The organism is Dehalococcoides mccartyi 195, assembly GCF_000011905.1.
GTDB classification, from domain to species: Bacteria; Chloroflexota; Dehalococcoidia; order Dehalococcoidales; family Dehalococcoidaceae; genus Dehalococcoides; species Dehalococcoides mccartyi.
The window spans coordinates 1,218,692-1,237,477 of the sequence record NC_002936.3; the positions used below are offsets into that span (position 1 = coordinate 1,218,692).

Annotated in this window: 18 protein-coding genes; 16 read left to right on the top strand and 2 right to left on the bottom strand. The window is 48.4% G+C overall.

What is annotated here, in order from left to right:
• Positions 1-4 precede the first annotated feature (4 nt).
• A complete protein-coding gene (locus tag DET_RS06900) occupies positions 5-544 on the bottom strand; it encodes an ECF subfamily RNA polymerase sigma factor, BldN family (protein ID WP_010937036.1) in 540 nt (179 codons plus the stop codon).
• A gap of 362 nt (positions 545-906) precedes the next feature.
• Here DET_RS06900 and DET_RS06910 point away from each other — a divergent pair, with 362 nt between their 5' ends.
• The 11 genes from DET_RS06910 to DET_RS06975 all read left to right on the top strand — a co-directional run bounded on the left by DET_RS06910 (position 907) and on the right by DET_RS06975 (position 12,311).
• Complete coding sequence (locus DET_RS06910) at positions 907-1,125, top strand: helix-turn-helix domain-containing protein (RefSeq protein WP_010937037.1); 219 nt, start codon at positions 907-909, stop codon at positions 1,123-1,125.
• Positions 1,126-1,146: 21 nt separating this feature from the next.
• Positions 1,147-1,824 (top strand): LuxR C-terminal-related transcriptional regulator, encoded by a 678-nt coding sequence (locus DET_RS06915; RefSeq protein ID WP_010937038.1) that lies wholly within the window; start codon positions 1,147-1,149, stop codon positions 1,822-1,824.
• Between the two features lie 106 nt (positions 1,825-1,930).
• Entirely contained in the window at positions 1,931-4,267 is a 2,337-nt protein-coding gene (locus DET_RS06920) for a GspE/PulE family protein (RefSeq protein WP_010937039.1), read from the top strand.
• Between the two features lie 9 nt (positions 4,268-4,276).
• Positions 4,277-5,482 (top strand): type II secretion system F family protein, encoded by a 1,206-nt coding sequence (locus DET_RS06925; RefSeq protein WP_010937040.1) that lies wholly within the window; start codon positions 4,277-4,279, stop codon positions 5,480-5,482.
• Between the two features lie 11 nt (positions 5,483-5,493).
• Positions 5,494-5,949: a type IV pilus modification PilV family protein gene (locus DET_RS06930; RefSeq protein WP_010937041.1), complete on the top strand. Its 456-nt coding sequence runs from the start codon at positions 5,494-5,496 to the stop codon at positions 5,947-5,949.
• Positions 5,946-6,500, top strand: a complete 555-nt coding sequence (locus tag DET_RS06940; protein WP_010937042.1) for a PulJ/GspJ family protein — start codon at positions 5,946-5,948, stop codon at positions 6,498-6,500. The genes DET_RS06930 and DET_RS06940 overlap by 4 nt, the downstream gene beginning before the upstream one ends.
• A 30-nt stretch (positions 6,501-6,530) precedes the next feature.
• Positions 6,531-7,658, top strand: a complete 1,128-nt coding sequence (locus DET_RS06955) for a pilus assembly PilX family protein (protein ID WP_010937043.1) — start codon at positions 6,531-6,533, stop codon at positions 7,656-7,658.
• A gap of 114 nt (positions 7,659-7,772) precedes the next feature.
• Positions 7,773-9,131, top strand: coding sequence for a DUF7305 domain-containing protein (locus DET_RS06960; RefSeq protein ID WP_010937044.1), 1,359 nt, complete (start codon positions 7,773-7,775; stop codon positions 9,129-9,131).
• A 9-nt stretch (positions 9,132-9,140) separates the two neighbouring features.
• Positions 9,141-9,716, top strand: a complete 576-nt coding sequence (locus DET_RS06965; protein ID WP_010937045.1) for a hypothetical protein — start codon at positions 9,141-9,143, stop codon at positions 9,714-9,716.
• A gap of 5 nt (positions 9,717-9,721) precedes the next feature.
• The gene (pilM, locus tag DET_RS06970; RefSeq protein WP_010937046.1) at positions 9,722-11,179 is read left to right on the top strand and encodes a pilus assembly protein PilM; all 1,458 of its coding nucleotides are present in this window, start codon (positions 9,722-9,724) and stop codon (positions 11,177-11,179) included.
• 16 nt (positions 11,180-11,195) lie between these two features.
• Positions 11,196-12,311, top strand: a complete 1,116-nt coding sequence (locus DET_RS06975; protein ID WP_010937047.1) for a type IV pilus twitching motility protein PilT — start codon at positions 11,196-11,198, stop codon at positions 12,309-12,311.
• Between the two features lie 134 nt (positions 12,312-12,445).
• Here the strand turns inward: DET_RS06975 and DET_RS08895 are convergent, their stop codons facing one another.
• Positions 12,446-12,790 carry a type II secretion system protein gene (locus DET_RS08895; protein WP_010937048.1) on the bottom strand — a complete coding sequence of 115 codons (345 nt, stop codon included), beginning with the start codon at positions 12,788-12,790 and terminating at the stop codon, positions 12,446-12,448.
• A 222-nt stretch (positions 12,791-13,012) separates the two neighbouring features.
• Here DET_RS08895 and DET_RS06985 point away from each other — a divergent pair, with 222 nt between their 5' ends.
• From DET_RS06985 to DET_RS07005, 5 genes are all read left to right on the top strand, one after another.
• Positions 13,013-13,780 carry a prepilin peptidase gene (locus tag DET_RS06985; RefSeq protein ID WP_010937050.1) on the top strand — a complete coding sequence of 256 codons (768 nt, stop codon included), beginning with the start codon at positions 13,013-13,015 and terminating at the stop codon, positions 13,778-13,780.
• 118 nt (positions 13,781-13,898) lie between these two features.
• Positions 13,899-15,983, top strand: a complete 2,085-nt coding sequence (locus tag DET_RS06990; RefSeq protein ID WP_010937051.1) for a bifunctional mannosyl-3-phosphoglycerate synthase/mannosyl-3 phosphoglycerate phosphatase — start codon at positions 13,899-13,901, stop codon at positions 15,981-15,983.
• A 166-nt stretch (positions 15,984-16,149) separates the two neighbouring features.
• On the top strand, positions 16,150-16,650 hold the full coding sequence (locus DET_RS06995; protein ID WP_010937052.1) for an RDD family protein: 501 nt from the start codon (positions 16,150-16,152) through the stop codon (positions 16,648-16,650).
• A gap of 59 nt (positions 16,651-16,709) precedes the next feature.
• The gene (gene gltX, locus DET_RS07000; protein ID WP_010937053.1) at positions 16,710-18,164 is read left to right on the top strand and encodes a glutamate--tRNA ligase; all 1,455 of its coding nucleotides are present in this window, start codon (positions 16,710-16,712) and stop codon (positions 18,162-18,164) included.
• 364 nt (positions 18,165-18,528) lie between these two features.
• Entirely contained in the window at positions 18,529-18,786 is a 258-nt protein-coding gene (locus DET_RS07005; RefSeq protein ID WP_010937055.1) for a hypothetical protein, read from the top strand.

An 18,786-nucleotide genomic window follows, 5' to 3' on the forward strand; every position in this document is an offset into this window, starting at 1 on the left:
TTATTCACGCTCCAGAGAGCATTCGGCGGAGTGATGACACTGCACTGTGCTGCAGCGCCTTGACCGCACCCGGAGTTTTATTCATTATTTTGGCCACTTCGGCAATAGGCAAATCCGAAGAAAACCGCAGGGAAATGACCTCCTGCTGGGCGGGTGTAAGTTTACCGGATACCTCCACAAACTTTTCATAATCTATATTTACTTCGGTAGTTTCCACCGGGTCATCGGCACAGGCCAGCGGGGTGACTACTTCTATATCCAGCACAGGCTGGCGGCTTCTCTTCCGCAGATAGTCCACTATCTGGTTATGGGCAATACGGTAGAGCCAGGCAGAGAAAGGGGTATTATCCTGCCACTTGAAGGAAGATATAGACCGGAGCATGTTCATAAAGACCTGCTGGGTCAAATCTTCGGCCTCCATTTTATTCCCGATTTTCAAGGCAATATAGCGATAAATCTTATCGAAATATTCCTCATATAATCTGGCAAAGGCATGCTCGTCTTTTTGTTGAGCAAGCTCAACCAGGCGTTTCTCTGTCTGCACCAGTAAGATCCCCTTTTTTGGCCGGCCTCTTTTTGAGGACTCCCGGCCGGTCAAACCCGGTTATTTACCCGTGCACAAATTATAACGAAGCAGTTTTTAAAAAGATAGCAACCCGAATTCGCCAAATCCCAGCCAGCAGCAAATATTTTTTTATAAAATCCGCTTTATTTAGACCCGGGGGTTGCAATCCTGAGCGGTTTCCGTCATTATAGGAAATATATCCCTTTTGGCTTCCTCAAGTTATCTTAACTCATATTACTATTTTCCTATAACGGTTAGTACATTCGGGGGATTGGATAGTACAGTTTATATCATGTATAGTTCTGAATAGTTAGGTTAAGATACTTTAAGAAAGGACTGCCATGTCAAATCATGAAGATACTACAGTTTCCCCGATGCTGACTACCAGTGAAGTCGCCCATATGCTGAATGTACACATAAATACCGTCCGCCGCTGGAGCAACCAGATGGTGCTGAAATCCTACCGGATAGGGGCACGCGGTGACCGGCGTTTCCGCAAGGAAGATGTGGAACAATTTTTGGAGCGGGAAGGCAAGACCAAATCCCTCAAAGAAACTTAAAGCTAAAAAAAGAGGCGGGCAATGGAAGACAACAGTAAGATCAGGGTAATGGTCATAGATGAGCAACCTTTTTTCAGGGCGGGTGTTGCCCAGGCCTTATCCGACAACAACTTTGAGATACTCCCAACCGATACCCACAGAGACCCAATGGAACAGATTGAGAGCAGCCTGCCGGATGTGGTACTTTTGGGTTCAGACCTGGTGGCGTACAGCGGGCTAGATTTGGGCAGGCGGATTGTACGCACCTTCCCCAATACCAAGGTTATTATCCTTTCCCCAAACCCGAATGATACCGAGCTGTTTGAATGCATCAGGACAGCGGCTGTGGCCTGTTTGAAAAAAAGCAGCACGGCTGATGAGCTTATTGAGACTATCCGCCGGGCTAACCGGGGAGAATACCCTATAAATGAAAGCCTGATGACCAGCCCCAACCTGGCCAAACAGGTGCTGGCCCAGTTTCAAGACGTATCCCTGCTGGGCAAAGATGCTTCCAATTTCGTTACCCCTTTAACCAACCGCAAAAAACAGATACTGACCCTTATTGCCAATGGCAATACCAACAAACAGATTGCCAACAATCTGGAAATAAGTGAACAGACCATAAAGAACCACGTCAGCGCCATTTTACGCAAATTGAACGCTAATGACCGGGCACACGCTGTTGTAGTGGCCATCCGCTGCGGCTTGATAAATATATAAATTTGGCTTATTTTTGACAAATAGTTGCACCTTTAGGTGAATTATGCGTAAGATATGATAAGTAACTGGATAAAAAGCCAATAAACAAGCTGGAATGTAGTAAGAAATGTTGCAGAACAAAGTTAAAGATACAGAACTCCGCAAACTGGTTAGTAAACGGGTGGCAGATTATCTGTCCAGCCACAGCTACCAGGTGGAAACTGATGTCAAAATAACCGGTCAGTCCGGTGTGGAGCACGTCTTTGATATAGTAGCCCGCCGGAATGACGGTTTTACTACCAGAACAATGGCGGTTTGCATAACTCTGGGTTCAAACCAGGAAGAAGAAAGCAGCGCTATTTTTAACTTTGCCAATAAGGCTTTTGACACCGGTATAAATGAACGTATTCTTATTGCCATACCCAAACTCACCCCCGAAACCCGCAATCTGGCTGAAAAACAGCGAATAAAAGTCTTTGATGAAGACCGTCTGGAAGACCTGCTGGTCAGCAATACCAAACACCCCAGCCGTCTGGAGAGTATAGGCAACATCTCCACCCGCGAAGACCTTATTAACGCTCTGACCGGCCTGGGCTATACCATAAGGGAAAATGCCCGTATCAAAGGGCGTTCCGGCATTTCACACGTGTTTGACATAGTGGCTAATGATATCAATACTGACAACTATACCCTGGGGATAGACATTATCAAAAAACAGCCCTCCCTTGAGCTTCAGGATGTGGCTCTGTTTGACGCTAAAGCCTTTGATTGCGGCATAGTTGACAAGCTGATAGCTACCGCCTCCCAGATAACCGCTGATGCCCAGCAGTTTGCTGATGCCCAGAAGGTCAAGCTTATAAAATTTAAACCCGTTACTATAGCTACCGAAGAGGGGGCTGCGGTAAATACAGCCCAAGAAGTTATAAAGACCTCAGCCAAAACCGACACTAAAAACGGCAAAACTGCCATAACCGACCTGCGCCAGTCACCCCGCCCCGAAGCGCTCAAGCTCATTCCCGAAGTGCTTGCCCGGCGTTACACTGCTATACCCCTGAATGTAGTGGGTAATACCCTTGAGATGGCCATGGCAGACCCGTCTGACATACTGGCACTTGAAGCCTTTTCCGCCCATTCCAAACGCCGCATCAAGCCCATACCGGCAGATGCCCGCGAAATACGCGAAGCTATAGACTTTAACTACAAAGGTTACGGGGATATTGAAAAATACCTTTCCCGCATGTCAATACCCAGCGAAGTCACCGATGACCGTCTGGCTATTGATGCCGCTATTGACGCACCTTTAGCCCAAGCCCTGAACCTGATTATTGAAGAAGCGGTAAAAGCCCGCTCGTCAGACGTACATATTGAGCCCAACGAAGACCGTCTGCGGGTGCGTTTCCGTATTGACGGCACACTTCAGGATATGATGTCTTTACCCATCACCGCCCACCGGGCTATTATTTCCAGAATAAAAATCCTGGGTGATATGAATATTGCAGACCATTTCCACGCACTTGACGGCCAGTTTACGGTAAATGCCGGCGGACGGGAAATAGATATCCGGGCGGCAACCGCTCCTACCGTAAACGGGGAAATGTCGGTGCTGCGGCTGCTGGATAAAAGCCGGGCTACCATAGAACTTTCCCAGCTGGGCTTTTTGCCGGACAGCCTGGAAAAATACAACAAAATGCTCAAAGTGCCCTACGGCATGATACTTATCAGCGGCCCTACCGGCGCCGGTAAGACCACTACCCTTTATGCATCTATAAACTCGCTGGATATCATGCGGCAAAATATTATTACCATAGAAGACCCGGCGGAATACCGCTTTAAAAATATAAACCAGATACAGGTAAATACCCAGGCCGGCATTACCTTTGCCAGCGGCCTGCGTTCTATCCTCCGCCTTGACCCTGATGTAATCCTGGTAGGTGAAATACGTGATGCTGAAACAGCCAATATAGCCGTTCAGGCAGCCCTTACCGGCCACCTGATGCTTTCATCTATACACGCCAATGACACTACCGGCGTCCTTTACCGCTTGATAGACCTGGGAGTAGAACCCTTCCTGATTGCTTCAGCTGTGGTAGGGGTAGTAGCCCAGCGTATGGTCAGGCGGATTTGCCCGTACTGCCAGCATACCATTGAAGTACCGGTTATTGAGCAGGTAGCTTACGAACGGGAAATCGGGGAGAAACGAACCAAATTTGTATATAGCAGCGGCTGTAAATCATGTGCCTTCACCGGCTATCTGGGCCGGGTGGGCCTGTTTGAGATAATGACTATAAGTGATGAAATCAGGCGGCTGATGCTAAGCGGGGCTTCCCCGTCCGAAATACACGCCCAATCCATTAAAGACGGCATGATTACCATGATGAAAGATGGTATGCTGAAGGTAAAAGACAATATAACCACCCCCTCCGAAGTACTACGCAGTGCCTATTCTCCGGAGGAGCAGTATTGAGGTAAGTAGATGGACTTTAATTACGTAGCTTACGGTCAGGACAAAAGGCTTGTAAAAGGGAAAATCCCGGCGACCTCTCTGGAGGCAGCCCAGAGGCTGCTGAGCCACAGCGGTTACCAGATTTTAAGCATAAAACCCATTACGCCTTTTTTCAGCACCAGCGGTTCATTTAACTTCTCCAAGGTAAAACCCAGAGAAGTTATTCTGTTTTCCCGCCAGCTGGCTCTGCTGCTTGAATCCGGTACGGATATTGTCACTTCACTGGAACTGCTCCAGGAACAGACAACCAATAAACTTTTCCGTGAGATTATAGGCGAGATTGTAAATGATATCCGGGGAGGCAGTTCGCTCTCTCTGGCTATGAGCAAACACCCCAAGGCTTTCCCGCCCCTGTATCACCGGGTAATTGCCGCCGGCGAACAGGGAGGCAGCCTGGAAGTAGTACTGCGTAATCTGGCTAACTTTGTCCAGCGGAACGTGGAAACTGAAAAGAAGATAAAGAGCGCCCTGACTTACCCCAGCGTAGTGGCGGTGGTAGGTATTCTGGTGCTGCTGCTCATGGTAACCTTCGTATTACCGGCCTTCACCAGTTTATACTCCCAAATGGGCACTGAACTGCCCGCCGCCACCAGAATACTCATTGGCATAAGTGATTTTTTTGGGGCTTGGGGTTTGTATGTAACCGGCATTTTTATAGCAACCATAGCCGGGTTGGTAATATATCTGCGCACACCCGCAGGACGCTACCAGAGAGACCGGATAGCCCTGAAACTGCCTATAATCGGGCGGATTCTGCTCCTTTCAGAACTTTCCCGTGCCTGCCAGACTATGTCACTGCTGTTTAAAGCCGGTCTGCCCCTGCCCGAAATCATGAATCAAACCACTGCCGCAGCCAACAATAAACTTATCAGCAACGCCCTGGCAGAGGTTCAGCATGACCTGATAAGGGGTGAAGGGCTTTCCCGCCCCATGACCAAAAACCCCCTCTTCCTGCCCATGATGGTTCAGATGGTAAGCGTGGGTGAAGAAACCGGTAAACTTGATGATACCCTTGCTACTGTATCAGCTACTTATGATACCGAAGCTGACGACCGCATAAGTTCCGCCATAGGCATGATACAGCCGGTTATGACCATAGCTATAGGCTTGATAGTAGGCTTTATTGCCGTTGCCCTGGTGTCTTCCATGTACTCTTTGTACGGGCAGATTGGCTAAGGATAAATAATATGAGAAGAAAGCTGCTTCGGCGTCAAAAGGGGTTTTCCCTGATTGAGGTGCTTGTGGCACTGGCTATACTGGGGCTCATCGGGGTGGCTTTTCTGACTGCCCTCAATACAGCCGTAAAAGCGGTATCCATAGCCAATGTGCGCACCACTTCCGAAAGTTATGCCAAGAGCACTATGGAACAGTTGAAGAGCTTTTCATATATAAAGGCGGATGACGGCTCAGTAGCGGATTATGTCTTCCTCAGCCCGTCTGACACTTCCTTTATCATCAGCACCTATAACCGGGACGGCAACCTGATACAAAACAAGATTTACGGTATTCCCTGGGATGTGGCTACCAATAACCAAAGCATCACGGATAAAGGTATCCAGAAGATAACTATAGTTGTACAGCACAATGAGGGCGGGATAAACAAGATTATCTTTACCCTTATAGACTATGTGACACAGAGATGAAAATAAAGCTGCTGAAATACCGCCAAAAACAGGGCGGCTTTACTCTGGTAGAGCTGCTGGTTGCCCTGGCTATTACCGGTCTTATCATGGCAGGTTTGACTACCAGTGTCTTCCAGCTGTTTACCATTACCCAGCGAAGCAGTGACCATATGACTATTATCCGCCATCTGGATATTACCAGCAGCTGGCTGTCTAACGATATTCAGATGGCCAACGAACAGCCCGAATGGGATTCGGGTACCCATACTTTGACTATTAGACAGACAAGGTCACTGGCAGACCCTACTGACCCGGAGTCTGCCATAACCGATTACATAATTACCTACACCTATAATACGGCTACCGGTACACTTACCAGAACCCAGCTGAGGCTGCTGGACAATTCCACCCAGATAAGCCTCATTGCCGAGTATGTTAGTGGTATAATGTATGAAGATGAACTGGCATCAAATGAACAAAGCGGTGCCGTAGATATTAAAATAATAATAACCTTAAATACCCAGACTGAAGAAAGAATATTGCACATTAAACCAAGGATAAGCAGCACCTAACACATCCGGTCTGGCCGGGGAGGTGTGGAGATGAAGAATTTAATAAGCATAAGCAGAAAACTCAGAAACCAGCAGGGACAGGCACTGGTTATTGCCCTTGTGTTCCTGGGTATAGGGGCGCTTACCCTGCCCCCGCTGATGACGCTCATGGGTTCGGCCCTAGTGCAGGGGACTACCTTTGAAAACCGGACTGCCGGACTTTATGCCGCAGATGCCGGTATAGAGCAGGCTATCTGGTATCTGGACCCGGAAAACAGCCCCCTGATACCCGGCGGTTTGCCGGCGAATACCGGCGAAAGCCGCACCCTGCCCGGTATCTCTATAGACGGGCGGACGGTGAGCGTAACTTTAGCCTACCTTACGGAGGATACCTACCAGATTGTATCCACCTCCGCCAGCCCCACTGAAACTATCAGTGTGACTGCGGTAGTCAGTGACACCTATAATAACTATACGGACATAATGAATCACGTCATGACTTCTAAAGGGGAGATAACTGTTAAAGCCGGAGATTACGAGGTGAATTACCCTTCTGAAGATAATGCCCCTATTGAATATTATACCGGTGCATGGCCTAGTGCTAATGAACTATCTTCTTTTTATTATGTAAACACCACTCCGTATGCTTCAGATACCCTGAATCTGGCAAATTACCCGGCTGGCATTCTGGAAATACTGCGGTTGGGTACACTGAACATCGTAGCTACCTCAACCTCCACTTACACGCTAACCGGGGATATCTACATAACCGGTGACACCTTAATAGGTAAAACAGGACATGATTTTACCTTAGACCTGAATGGTCACTCTATATACGTACAGAGTAACACACTCGGAAATCAATATGCTTTGGAAATCGGAGGGAAATGCACTCTAACCGGCTCGGGAAGCATTATTGCTGAAGGTAATATCTTTTTCTACCCAAATATAAGTTCCACCGAAGATGATTACATATTTGTCCTCTCAGTAAACGGTAAAACCTTAATGCAACCTGGTGGTGATTTCCATGGCACTCTGGCTGGTTCAACTGAAGTTGAACTTAAAAACGGTTCTATAACATATGCAAGCCCGTTTGACGAATACGGGAACTACAAAATAGATTTTCCCGGCAGCGGTCTCAGCCACTTCTGGGGGATAATAACCTGGAGCATTAGCTAATATATGCCCAAAAGTACTATCTGTTGGGTTGAATATGACACCGCAGACCTGTTAGTATAGTGGGATATAGTCCATATTTAGCAAATTTGCGTGGGCAGCACTGGAGAATATAACATGATTAGTATGAAAAAGCTTATCAAGGGGGAAAAAGGGGCTTCACTGGCCATAGCCCTTATCTTTCTGGCAATAGGTGCCATCATGTTGCCTCCCCTGCTGATGCTGATAGGTTCCGGACTTCAACAGGGTACAGCTATTGAGGAACGTACTGCAGGGATTTATGATTCGGATGCCGGAGTGGAATGGGCTATAAATCTTATCAAAACCGGCGGCGAAGGAGTAACTGACTCTGACGGGAATATTGGTCTGCCAAACCAAGATTCCCCTCGTCGCTATATCCTGTCCGCCCTTAACGGCGATACCTTAGAAGTAAAACTGACCTACCATAACGTAGGCAGTTATTATGAAGTGGTCTCAAAAGCCAGCCTGAACGGCAAATCCATCACCACTCGGGCCACCTTAAAATATCAGCTAGGTGGAAGCGGGCTGTTTGATAATGCCATTACCTCTCTTGACGGTGATGTAATTATAAAGAACAACACCACTGTTTCCTCATTTCCCAATATGGATAATGGTAATATAATCGCCAATGGCGATATTATCGTAGGTTCTTCAGCTAATATTGATATCGAAGGTTCTGCTACCGCCAGCGGCACAATAACTGGTGGGGTAGGCAATATTGAACAAGGCTATTTCCCCAATACCGCCATAAATACTTCAACACTGGATACTTCTTTATTTATGCTTGAGGCAATGAGTGCTGCTGATGGCACTATTAAAATAGCCAGTGCCTACAATTCTGGCGGTACTATAAATGGAGACACCCATCTAATTGGCAATCTCAGCATCAGCAGCAATAAAACCCTTACAGTTAACGAAAACCTTTATATAGAAGGCTCATTCACAACAACAAGCAATTCCACATTTAACTTCGGGGGAACAGCTCTTTACGTAAGTGGTAATCTGGATTTCAAATCAAACTCGCATATAAATTTTACTAACCCTGCCGGTTGTCTTGTTTACGTTGCTGGCTCAATGACTGTATCTTCAAACAATACTTTTAATGGTCCGCTCACATTTATCGCTAACGGCAACCTTACACTGAATTCCAATACAGATTGTCTTCTTACCCCGAATCAACGCCCCCCTCTTATTATTTCCGAAACAGGCACAGTAATTATAGATAGCAATGTTGATATTATCGGAATTGTTTATGCCCCGAATGGGCATCTTGAACTTTCAGCAAATACCGATATAACCGGCTGTGTAATTGCCCAAAGTATCACCATGAACAGCAACTCTTCCATCACTTTCCGCACTGACTGGAATTTATCTGCACTTGATCCATATCTCAATGGTAATTCTGTTGAACTTAAAATACTCACATGGGACACACAGACTGTACTAGGCGGCTAAGGAGTATTTATGAAAATAAGTAAAACGTCGTGGGCACTGCTGGCATTCGGCTTAATTATCATTGCCGGAGCCAGTCTGTTTATCCTCTTCGAAAATGAGGATAGCCGCAAAACAGACCTTGAGGATAGACTGGCACTGGCGGAAGCATCCATTCCCGCTGTAGTTGCCAACATTGCCACCACTACCGAACAGGCAGACCAGCTTTGCGCCCAGCTGGAGGAGGTTTTAGGCAAACTGGCTCAGGCAAAAGGGCAGTTCCCGGAAACAATTCAGTCCATAGAGTATGCCAGCGCACTGGTACAGATGGCAGCTAATTCCGGAGTGGATTTGCTCAGCTTTGAGTCTTCTGAAGCCAGCAAACTTACACTTAGCAAACTTAATTTTGAAATGACCGAGTTCACTCTTGTAGTCCGGGGAGACATTAACCCCATGCTCAGCTTCATATCCGCTATAGACAAGGGTGCAGACTTCCTGACCGGCAGCATGGACGTGATAAAGCTGACCTTTGATACCATCACCGCTGAGGATGATTTGCCCAAACCTACCACTACTATTACTCTTTTACTGATAAGTTACGAGGGTTAAATAAGATGGCTAAAACAACTACGCTCTATATTGAAGATGCCGCAATAAAGGTCCTTGTAAACAACGGTAAAAAGGTTGAAAAATGGGCCAGCGCCCCCCTTGAAGCCGGGCTGGTTATAGATGGCTTGATTCAGGATGAAACCAAGGTATCAGAGGAGATAAAATCTTTATTTTCCCGTGAGAAGATACCCACCGGCAGAGTGATAGCGGCCATGAGCGGCCTTAAATCTATCTTCCGGATTATCAGCTTGCCGGCCGTACCAAAGAATATACTTGACGAAGCTATTAAAAACGAAGCTAACCGGGTAATTCCCACCCCTATGGACCAGAATTACCTGTCTTACCAGGTACTTCCCTCCGCTCAGGGTGAAGTAAAGGTATTTATAGTAGCCCACCCCAAAAACACCACTGATTCGGTAATAAAAACCATAAACAAAGCCGGCCTCAGGCTGGAGGTACTGGATATTGCCCCGCTGGCCCTTTGCCGCTGTGCCAATCTGGAAAAGGTTATTATTGTAAGCAACTGGCTGGATAACGTGGATATTGCCGTCATTATAGGCCGCATTCCGGAGGTTATCCGCAGCCTGTCACTGCCGGTTGAAAGCCAGTCTGTTGCCGAACGGATAAGCACCATTGCCGAGGAACTGAACCGGACCATCACCTTTTACAATTCCAGCCATGCTGAAAGCCCGCTGGATGAAAGCGTACCGGTACTGGTATCCGGCGAACTGGCCAATGAACAGGATTCGTGGTCTTCTCTGCTGGATGAGCTGAGCAACCAGATTTCCAGCCTGCCCTCGCCCTTTATTGCCGGTGAAGGCTTTGACCCCAGTGTTTATATTGTAAATATGGGTATGGCCCTCCGGGCGCTGCCGGCCGGAACTGAACACCAGAATTCGCTAATCAATATTAACGCCATGCCGGGTTTTTACAAACCCAAAGGCACTTCCCTGGCGTCTATCCTGGTGCCCACAGTCATAGTTCTGCTGGTGGGCGGCCTGGTTTGGGGCTGGTTTTATATTGATGATATGAAGCAAAAGAACAACGTCTTAGAGCCGCAGGTGCAGGAGCAGGAAGCTACCCTGATACAAAAAAGAGCCGAACTTTCAGCCCTTAACAGCCAGATTGCGGAAACCCAAAAATCTCTGGACGCCGCCAACCCGGTGGTAACCGCCCTGAACGATATGCTCTGGGATATGTATCAGGGAAGAGAGGCCATCACCGGGGATTATAAAGCCATTTACAACCTGCACTCCAGCAATATTGCCCTTTCTACTATTGATTTTGACGGTGAAAGTATTACGGTTACAGGTTACGGCCTGACCAAGACGGCTGTGCTGGAATATGCCGGCATACTCCGCGGCAGCAACCGCTGGCTGGATGTAGTGGTAATCAGCATGGACAAGATACTGACCGAAGACCCGAATATGCCTATATACAGTTTTAATTTCCTTTTGAAATAAACTAGTCTGGTAAAACATGGACGTTATAAAACTTATCTACGAAGCCGAAGAAAAAAAAGGCTCTGACCTGCATCTGGTAGCCCAAAGCCCGCCGCTGGTGCGGGTAAGAGGGGATTTGGAAGCCCTGAACTCTTATGAACAGCTGCAGCCGGCAGATATCAAAACCGCTTTTGAACAGCTGACTACCCATGAAGAACGGGAAACTTTTTACAAGGAATGGGAGCTGGATTTCGGCTACTCACTGGAGGGAGTGGGACGCCTAAGGTGCAATGCCGCCATGCAAAGGGGAGCCATAAGTCTGGCTATCCGCCTGCTGCCGCCCAGCATACCCACTATCAGCGAGCTGGAATTACCGGATATTTGTGAAAAACTGATTACCAAACCCCGCGGCTTGGTGATTGTAACCGGACCTACCGGCAGCGGCAAGAGCACCACCCTGGCGGCTATGATACAGCACCTGAACAACACCGAAAACAAGCACGTGGTCACTATTGAAGACCCGATTGAATACGTTCACCCCTGTATAAAATGCGCCGTCACCCAGCGCCAGCTTGGCTCAGACACCCTTTCCTTCGGCCATGCCCTGAAACACGTACTCCGCCAGAACCCTGACGTAATCATGGTGGGTGAAATGCGTGACCTGGATACGGCCGCGGCAGTGCTGACTATTGCCGAAACAGGCCATCTGGTGCTCTCCACCTCCCATGCACCCAGCGCCTATCAGGCCCTGGAGCGGATTATAGACCTGTTCCCGCCCCATGAAAGGCATCTGGCCCAGACCCGTCTGGCCTCGCTGATTGAGGGCGTTCTCTGCCAGACCTTAGTACCCCGTGCCAATAGCGACGGGCGGGTGGTGGCAGTGGAAATAATGCTGGGCAGCCCGGCGGTCAGAAACCTTATCCGCGAGGGTAAGTTTTACCAGCTGCCGAATGTTATCCGCACCAGCCGGGATGAGGGCATGATAACCATGGACGAGGCTTTAGTGGAACTTTACCGCCAGCAGGTAATCAGCCGGGAAGACCTGTTTAACTACTGTCAGGACGCATCCGAGGTGGAAAAGCTGATAAGCAGCAGCTCCGCCAGCCAGAAACGCAAAAAGCTGGTGGAAAGCAGCAAGAGCCTGCTTTTTTAAAGAAGCTGCTACTAAAAACAGATTAAGGGCGGTCTAAACTAACCGCCCTTTTTGTTTGGCCAAACAAGGTTACGAAATATAATAAAGGTCTGCTTTAGGGCAGACCTTTATTAATTAGCTAATTAATAGAAACTTTAAGACTCAGTTTGTGTCACTACACCCGCAGTTGTAATGGCATAGTAAAATTCAGTAGTCAAAGTCACCAGATACGGGGCAATAGCAGTCCCACTAAAGCTATTGGTTTTAGCAATAGCTGCTGGCAACTGATCAGTGGTATTATCAGCCATATAAGCTGTAACAGCCAACTGAATTGTATGCAATTCTGTTGCCATAGCCTCAGTCTTACCGGAACCAATGAACTTGGCAACGTTAGGAACAACTACGGCCGCCAGAACGCCCAGAATGGCTACCACTACCAGAAGCTCAATCAGGGTAAAGCCCTTCTGGTGCTTGCGGAGTTTCTTCATGAAATTGTACATTTGTCTTTCACCACCTTTCTTTTTTTGAATTATGTTTTACCATGTTTTGTAATGATAGTTACACTAAAGATACTTTACAGACCTTTATGGGGTCAATAGTAATATAGTAACACTTTCACATAGTGATTATAATACACTCTATGCCCATTTGTATACAACCCGGCAGTACTTTAGTATGCAAATCACTTGACGGTTCGGCAAAAAAAAGCCACAATATAGTTCATGTTTACGGGTTGGGTTATATTTTTCTTCGTTTTAGGAGCGGAGCTGGGCAGCTTTATAAATATGCTGTCTGACCGCCTGCCGGCCAATAAATCCATCGTCACCCCCGGCTCTGTATGTGATGCCTGCGGCAAAAGGCTGGGCGCAGCTGAGCTGATACCTGTTTTCAGTTATATTTTCCTAAAGGGACGCTGCCGTTCCTGCGGGGCCAAGATACCCGCCAGAGCTTTGTGGGTGGAGATAGCCACCGCCAGTTTGTTTGCCATTTTCTACGTGATAATAGGCCCAAGCGCGGAGCTGGCCATAAGCCTGGTATACCTGTGCGTATTTATCACTCTGTTTGTGATAGACCTGGAAAAAGGGCTTATCCTGAACGTGATTATTTACCCCTGTATGCTGCTGGCACTGGCGCTTTCACCCCTGTACCTTCAGGCAGACGGGATACTGGCGAACCTGTCTTCTTCGTTTTTCGGCGGGCTGAGCGGTTTCGGGCTGTTTCTGCTTATTTATATTGCTTCACGCGGGGGTATAGGTGAAGGCGATATAAAAATGGCCGGATTTATCGGGCTGGTGTGCGGTTTCCCCAATATTTTTGTAGCTATATTTACCGGCATAGTGCTGGGCGGCCTGGCAGCCGCCGCTCTGATGCTTTCAGGCAAACGCCGCAAGGGGCAGACTATGCCCTTCGGCCCTTTTCTGGCAGTAGGGGCTGTAACCGCCATGCTGTTTGGCAGCCAGATTATGGACTGGTATCTGGGTCTCGCCTGAGCCTTTCTGCCAAAACCATTTCCCAAACCTTAAACCTTGATACCTGCCCGGTTTCAGCCTAAAATAAGGCTGTACGCCGTACCGGCGCACTTAGACCTGTTCAAAGGAGTTTTCCATTATGCGCATTGAAAGCCTGCGTCCCGCCGAACACCTGGGGAATGTAACCATACACGGCGTAAGGCGTTTTTTAGAACTTGATTCCGGGGCTCCCAGCCTGCCTCACCTGCAGGAAAGCCGTGAGGTGGAGATGGTAGACCAACAGGCCATTTCAGATGTTGAAAAGAAAATGGCCATTATCCTGCCCATAAAAGACGAAGACCTTAAAGTTTTTGAGGGTGTGCTGAGCGGCATACCCCATGACTGTTTGATGATAGTTATCAGCAACAGCTCCAAACAGGAAGTGGATAACTTTAAAAACGAAAAGGATATTGTCAGCCGCTTTTGCCGTATAACCCACCGCCAGGCGATAGTTGTCCACCAGAAGAACCCCGAACTGGCAGGTGCCATTGCAGATGCCGGCTACCCCGAACTGCTGGGTAAAGACGGGCTTATCCGCAGCGGCAAAGCCGAGGGCATGATACTGGGGATTATCCTGACTATGTTCAGCGGGCGGGAATACGTGGGTTTTATAGATACCGACAACTATATACCGGGAGCGGTCTGGGAATACGCCAAACATTTTGCTACAGGTTTTAATCTGGCTCAGTCACCCTATTCCATGGTGCGGGTGCTCTGGAAGTACAAGCCCAAGCTGGTGGGAGACCTGTATTTCAAACGCTGGGGCAGGGTTTCCGAGGTTACCAATAAACACCTTAATCACCTGATATCCAGCAAGGGCAAGTTTGAAACCGAGATTATCAAAACCGGCAATGCGGGTGAGCACGCCATGAGCATAGAGCTGGCTAAACGCCTGACTTACGGCACCGGCTATGCGGTGGAAACCAAAGAGATTATGTCCATACTGGAACAGTTCAGCGGGATACTGCCTATAGAGGACAGGGAAGTGGCGGAAGAAGGGGTGGAGATACTCCAAACCGAAACTATCAACCCCCACCTCCACGAGGATAAAGGCGGTGACCACCTGATACAGGATATGCTTTTGCCCAGCCTGGCAGTTATCTATCACAGCCCGCTGGCGGATGAAAGCGTGAAAAAAAAGATTGAAAACCAGCTGGCAGGAATTGAGGGGCTGGAAAACAACCCTGAGATACCCCAGGTAAAGCTGATTCCCCCGCCCCAGAAGATGGACCTGGCGAAGTTTTCAGCCGTTATTGAAAAGTATCTGCCCCAGATGGTTCTGCCTGACGGAGAGCTGATTTCACGGATAGCCCGCCCCTCCCGGCTGCCGTCTTCGGGACAGTTTAAAAAGGTTATCTATACTGATTTGGACGGCACTTTGCTTAGCCCCCTGACTTATTCATATTCAACCGCACTGGATGCTTTGCGGCTGCTCAAAGACAAAGAGCTGCCACTGGTATTCTGCTCTGCCAAGACTATGGGCGAGCAAGACCTGTACCGCAACGAACTGGGTATCAAAGACCCCTTTATAACCGAAAACGGGGGAGCTATCTTTATCCCCAAAGATTACTTCCGCCTGCCCTTTGCCTATGACAGAGTAGCCGGAAATTATCTGGTGATTGAGCTGGGTATGAGCTATAAAGATATCCGCCATATTCTTAAAAAAGCCCTGGCCGAGGCCTGTACCGAAATAGAAAACTCTGAAAGAGCCGGCAATATATTTATTACCAGCTTCGGGGATATGTCTGTTGAAGACGTCAGCCGCCTTACTGACCTTAACCTGAAGCAGGCCGAGCTGGCCAAACAGCGTGAATACAGCGAGACCGTACACATAGAGGGCGATAAACGCAGTACCAATATAGTCCTGAATCATATCCAGCAAAACGGGCTGGAATACAGTTTCGGGGGGCGTTTCTACGAAGTCACCGGCGGCAATGACAAGGGCAAGGCCATAAAGGTACTGAACGAGCTGTTCCGCCTGAATTTCGGCAATATCCACACCTTTGGTTTGGGTGACAGCGAAAATGACTACTCCATGCTGGAAACAGTGGATTCCCCCATACTGGTGCAACGCCCCGGCAACAAGTGGCACAAGATGCGTTTGCGTAACCCCAGTTATGTCAGAGGGGTAGGGCCGGAGGGTTTCAGCCGGGCAGTTACCGATATAATACTGCCCATGGAATAATATACCGGTATCCCAAAATAAATCCTTTTTAACCGTTGCCAAGCCCTGCTTCCGGTAAGCTTAACCATTCAGGTGGAATCCGACCTTGCCTTTGGGTTACTAGGATTAAGCCCCATTTAGATGTATAATACCCACAGCCAAATCTGGCGGGAGTGTGACATCAAAAATGACCCACATAAAAAGCCCTCTGGCTCTGGAATTCGCCGGTTTCTGGCGGCGGTTCGGGGCATTTATTATAGACGATATAATTATCAGCCTTACTTCCCTGGCCTTTGTGCCTGTGCACTGGTTTGAAATACCTGTTTTCTGGAATATAGACAGCCTGTCCGGCATCTGGTGGCTGGTAGCCCCGGTCAGCGCATTTACCAATGTGCTTTCTTTATCAGTCATGGTGGCTTACTTTGTGTTTTTCTGGTACTGGCGGGGACAGACCATCGGCATGATGGCCGCCCAGATAAAAGTTATCAGGACAGACGGTTCCGGGGTTTCGCTGGGAAACTCACTCATCCGTTTTGCGGGGCTTATTCTGGCCAGCCTGCCTTTAGGGCTGGGGCTTTTCTGGATTGCCTGTGACCGACGCAGACAAGGCTGGCATGATAAAATGGCTGATACCGTGGTAGTAAAACTGCCCAAACCCCCTGAAGTGACCGCCCCCCAGGCTACCTGAAAATAAATATTTAAACAGCCGCAATACCCGGCAGGCTGTACTTATAAGGCAGGAACAAGATGACAAACGAAGTAAGAGTACGCTACGCCCCCAGTCCCACCGGCTACCCCCATCTGGGCAATATCCGCACTGCTATGTTCAACTGGCTCTTTGCCAGACACAATGGCGGCAAGTTTATTGTCCGGATAGAAGATACTGACCGCGAACGCTACGTGGAAGGGGCGGTGGAATCTATACTGGAAAGCCTGAACTGGCTGGGGCTTGACTGGGACGAAGGCCCGGACAAAGGCGGAGACTACGGCCCGTACTATCAGTCTGAAAGGCTTTTCCTTTACCGCCAGGCGGCTGAAAGGCTGGTTACCGAGGGCAAAGCCTACTACTGCCATTGTTCTTCCGAAAGGCTGGATAAAATGCGGGAAGAGCAGATAGCCCGCAAAGAACCCCCGGGTTATGACCGCTGCTGCCGTGATTTATGCCTGGGACAAAAAGAGGGGGCGGTTATCCGCTTTAAAATACCCCTTGAAGGACAGACCACATTTATAGACCTGATACGCGGTGAAGTAACCTTTGACAACGCCAAACAGGATGACTTTGTTATCTTGAAATCAGACGGCTTTCCCACCTACCATCTGGCCAGTGTGGTAGATGACCATGCCATGCAGATAAGCCATGTCCTGCGGGCGGAAGAATGGCTACCCTCCACTCCCAAGCACCTTATGCTGTATAAGGCACTGGGCTATACCCCACCCCAATATGCCCATTTGCCCATGATACTGGGACCTGACCGCTCCAAACTTTCCAAGCGGCACGGGGCAACTTCTACTATAGAATACAAACAGGCAGGCTACCTGCCTGAAACTATGGTAAATTTCTTGTCCCTGCTAGGCTGGGCTTATGATGACAAGACCGAACTATTCAGCCGGAAGCAGCTGATAGAGTATTTCTGTCTGGAAAAGGTAAGCAAGACTGCCGCCATTTTCAACTATGAAAAGCTGGACTGGATGAACGGCATGTATATCCGTACCCTTTCCGCCCCGGACCTTGCCAGCCGGGCTATACCCTTTCTGGAAAAAGACGAACGGATTGCCGCATCCGGGCGTTTAAATTTTGACTATACCACCAAAGTAATGCCCCTGATACAGGAAAGGGTCAAAAAACTAAGTGAGCTGGCAGAGCTTTGCTGGTTTATCTATTCGGACAATATCAGCTATGACCCGGCTTCGCTTATTGATAAGAAACTGACCAAAGATGAAAGCCTCTGTGCCTTGAAAGCGGCCTTTGCCCGGCTGGAAGCCCTGGCAAACTTTGATGCCGTAAGTATGGAGGAACATATCCGTCCGCTGGCTGCCGAACTGGAACTAAAACCGGGGCAGCTATTCGGTATGCTCCGCACCGCATCCACCGGCCAGCAGGTTGCCCCTCCCCTTTTTCAGACAATGGAGGTGCTGGGCAGGGAAAGATGCCTGGGGCGGATAGCCATGGCTATTGCCAGACTGTCTGAGCTGCCTTCTTAGCGGAGTAAAACAGATAGCAAAGGGTCAGGCCAAAAATGCTCCTGCCGGCTGTCATTTTGGATGCCTGCCGCCAAGAAAGCGGGCTAAAAAGCATGGCCGCAAGAAGACATTTTACTGCCGCATGGTTTAGTTTTTATCCTTTTTATACGCTGAAAATTTACTTGATGAAAACGCCAAAAAGAGGTATAAATCAGTAACAGATGCCGCTTGGCTGTAAGTAGCAGCCTGAGAGTACCGGCAAATAAAGCTGGCATAGAGGTCCGCTGAATATGACAATAGGTCACTCCTCGTTTATCCCCCCTCCCCAGACGCACCCATGCCGCCCTGTTTTTTAAAGACTTTAACAAGCGAGGAGTAGATATATATGAGCCAGCAGGTAAATAAAGAAGAAGCTATAAACTGGTTAATAAAGATAGGCACTATCCCCTACTGGGATTCTATAGATAACCGCCCCCTGTTCCGCCGGATTGTAAAGAAAAATGACGGCACCAAGGTTGACCGGGTAACCGAAGAGGAGGCCTGGCCGTTTATCATAAACGCTTTGGGCATGAAAACCGAAACTGAAACTGAATCCGTACGCAAAACTATTGAAAAAGCCCTGAAACTCCAGGGAAGGATTTAG

Coding starts and splice junctions, on each gene's coding strand:
- DET_RS06985 (WP_010937050.1), top strand. CDS start 13,013: ATGTTTACGGGTTGGGTTATATTTTTCTTCGTTTTAGGAGCGGAGCTG.
- DET_RS06995 (WP_010937052.1), top strand. CDS start 16,150: ATGACCCACATAAAAAGCCCTCTGGCTCTGGAATTCGCCGGTTTCTGG.
- DET_RS06940 (WP_010937042.1), top strand. CDS start 5,946: ATGAAAATAAAGCTGCTGAAATACCGCCAAAAACAGGGCGGCTTTACT.
- DET_RS07005 (WP_010937055.1), top strand. CDS start 18,529: ATGAGCCAGCAGGTAAATAAAGAAGAAGCTATAAACTGGTTAATAAAG.
- DET_RS06965 (WP_010937045.1), top strand. CDS start 9,141: ATGAAAATAAGTAAAACGTCGTGGGCACTGCTGGCATTCGGCTTAATT.
- DET_RS06960 (WP_010937044.1), top strand. CDS start 7,773: ATGATTAGTATGAAAAAGCTTATCAAGGGGGAAAAAGGGGCTTCACTG.
- DET_RS06925 (WP_010937040.1), top strand. CDS start 4,277: ATGGACTTTAATTACGTAGCTTACGGTCAGGACAAAAGGCTTGTAAAA.
- pilM (WP_010937046.1), top strand. CDS start 9,722: ATGGCTAAAACAACTACGCTCTATATTGAAGATGCCGCAATAAAGGTC.
- DET_RS06920 (WP_010937039.1), top strand. CDS start 1,931: ATGTTGCAGAACAAAGTTAAAGATACAGAACTCCGCAAACTGGTTAGT.
- DET_RS08895 (WP_010937048.1), bottom strand. CDS start 12,790: ATGTACAATTTCATGAAGAAACTCCGCAAGCACCAGAAGGGCTTTACC.
- gltX (WP_010937053.1), top strand. CDS start 16,710: ATGACAAACGAAGTAAGAGTACGCTACGCCCCCAGTCCCACCGGCTAC.
- DET_RS06955 (WP_010937043.1), top strand. CDS start 6,531: ATGAAGAATTTAATAAGCATAAGCAGAAAACTCAGAAACCAGCAGGGA.
- DET_RS06915 (WP_010937038.1), top strand. CDS start 1,147: ATGGAAGACAACAGTAAGATCAGGGTAATGGTCATAGATGAGCAACCT.
- DET_RS06930 (WP_010937041.1), top strand. CDS start 5,494: ATGAGAAGAAAGCTGCTTCGGCGTCAAAAGGGGTTTTCCCTGATTGAG.
- DET_RS06990 (WP_010937051.1), top strand. CDS start 13,899: ATGCGCATTGAAAGCCTGCGTCCCGCCGAACACCTGGGGAATGTAACC.
- DET_RS06975 (WP_010937047.1), top strand. CDS start 11,196: ATGGACGTTATAAAACTTATCTACGAAGCCGAAGAAAAAAAAGGCTCT.
- DET_RS06910 (WP_010937037.1), top strand. CDS start 907: ATGTCAAATCATGAAGATACTACAGTTTCCCCGATGCTGACTACCAGT.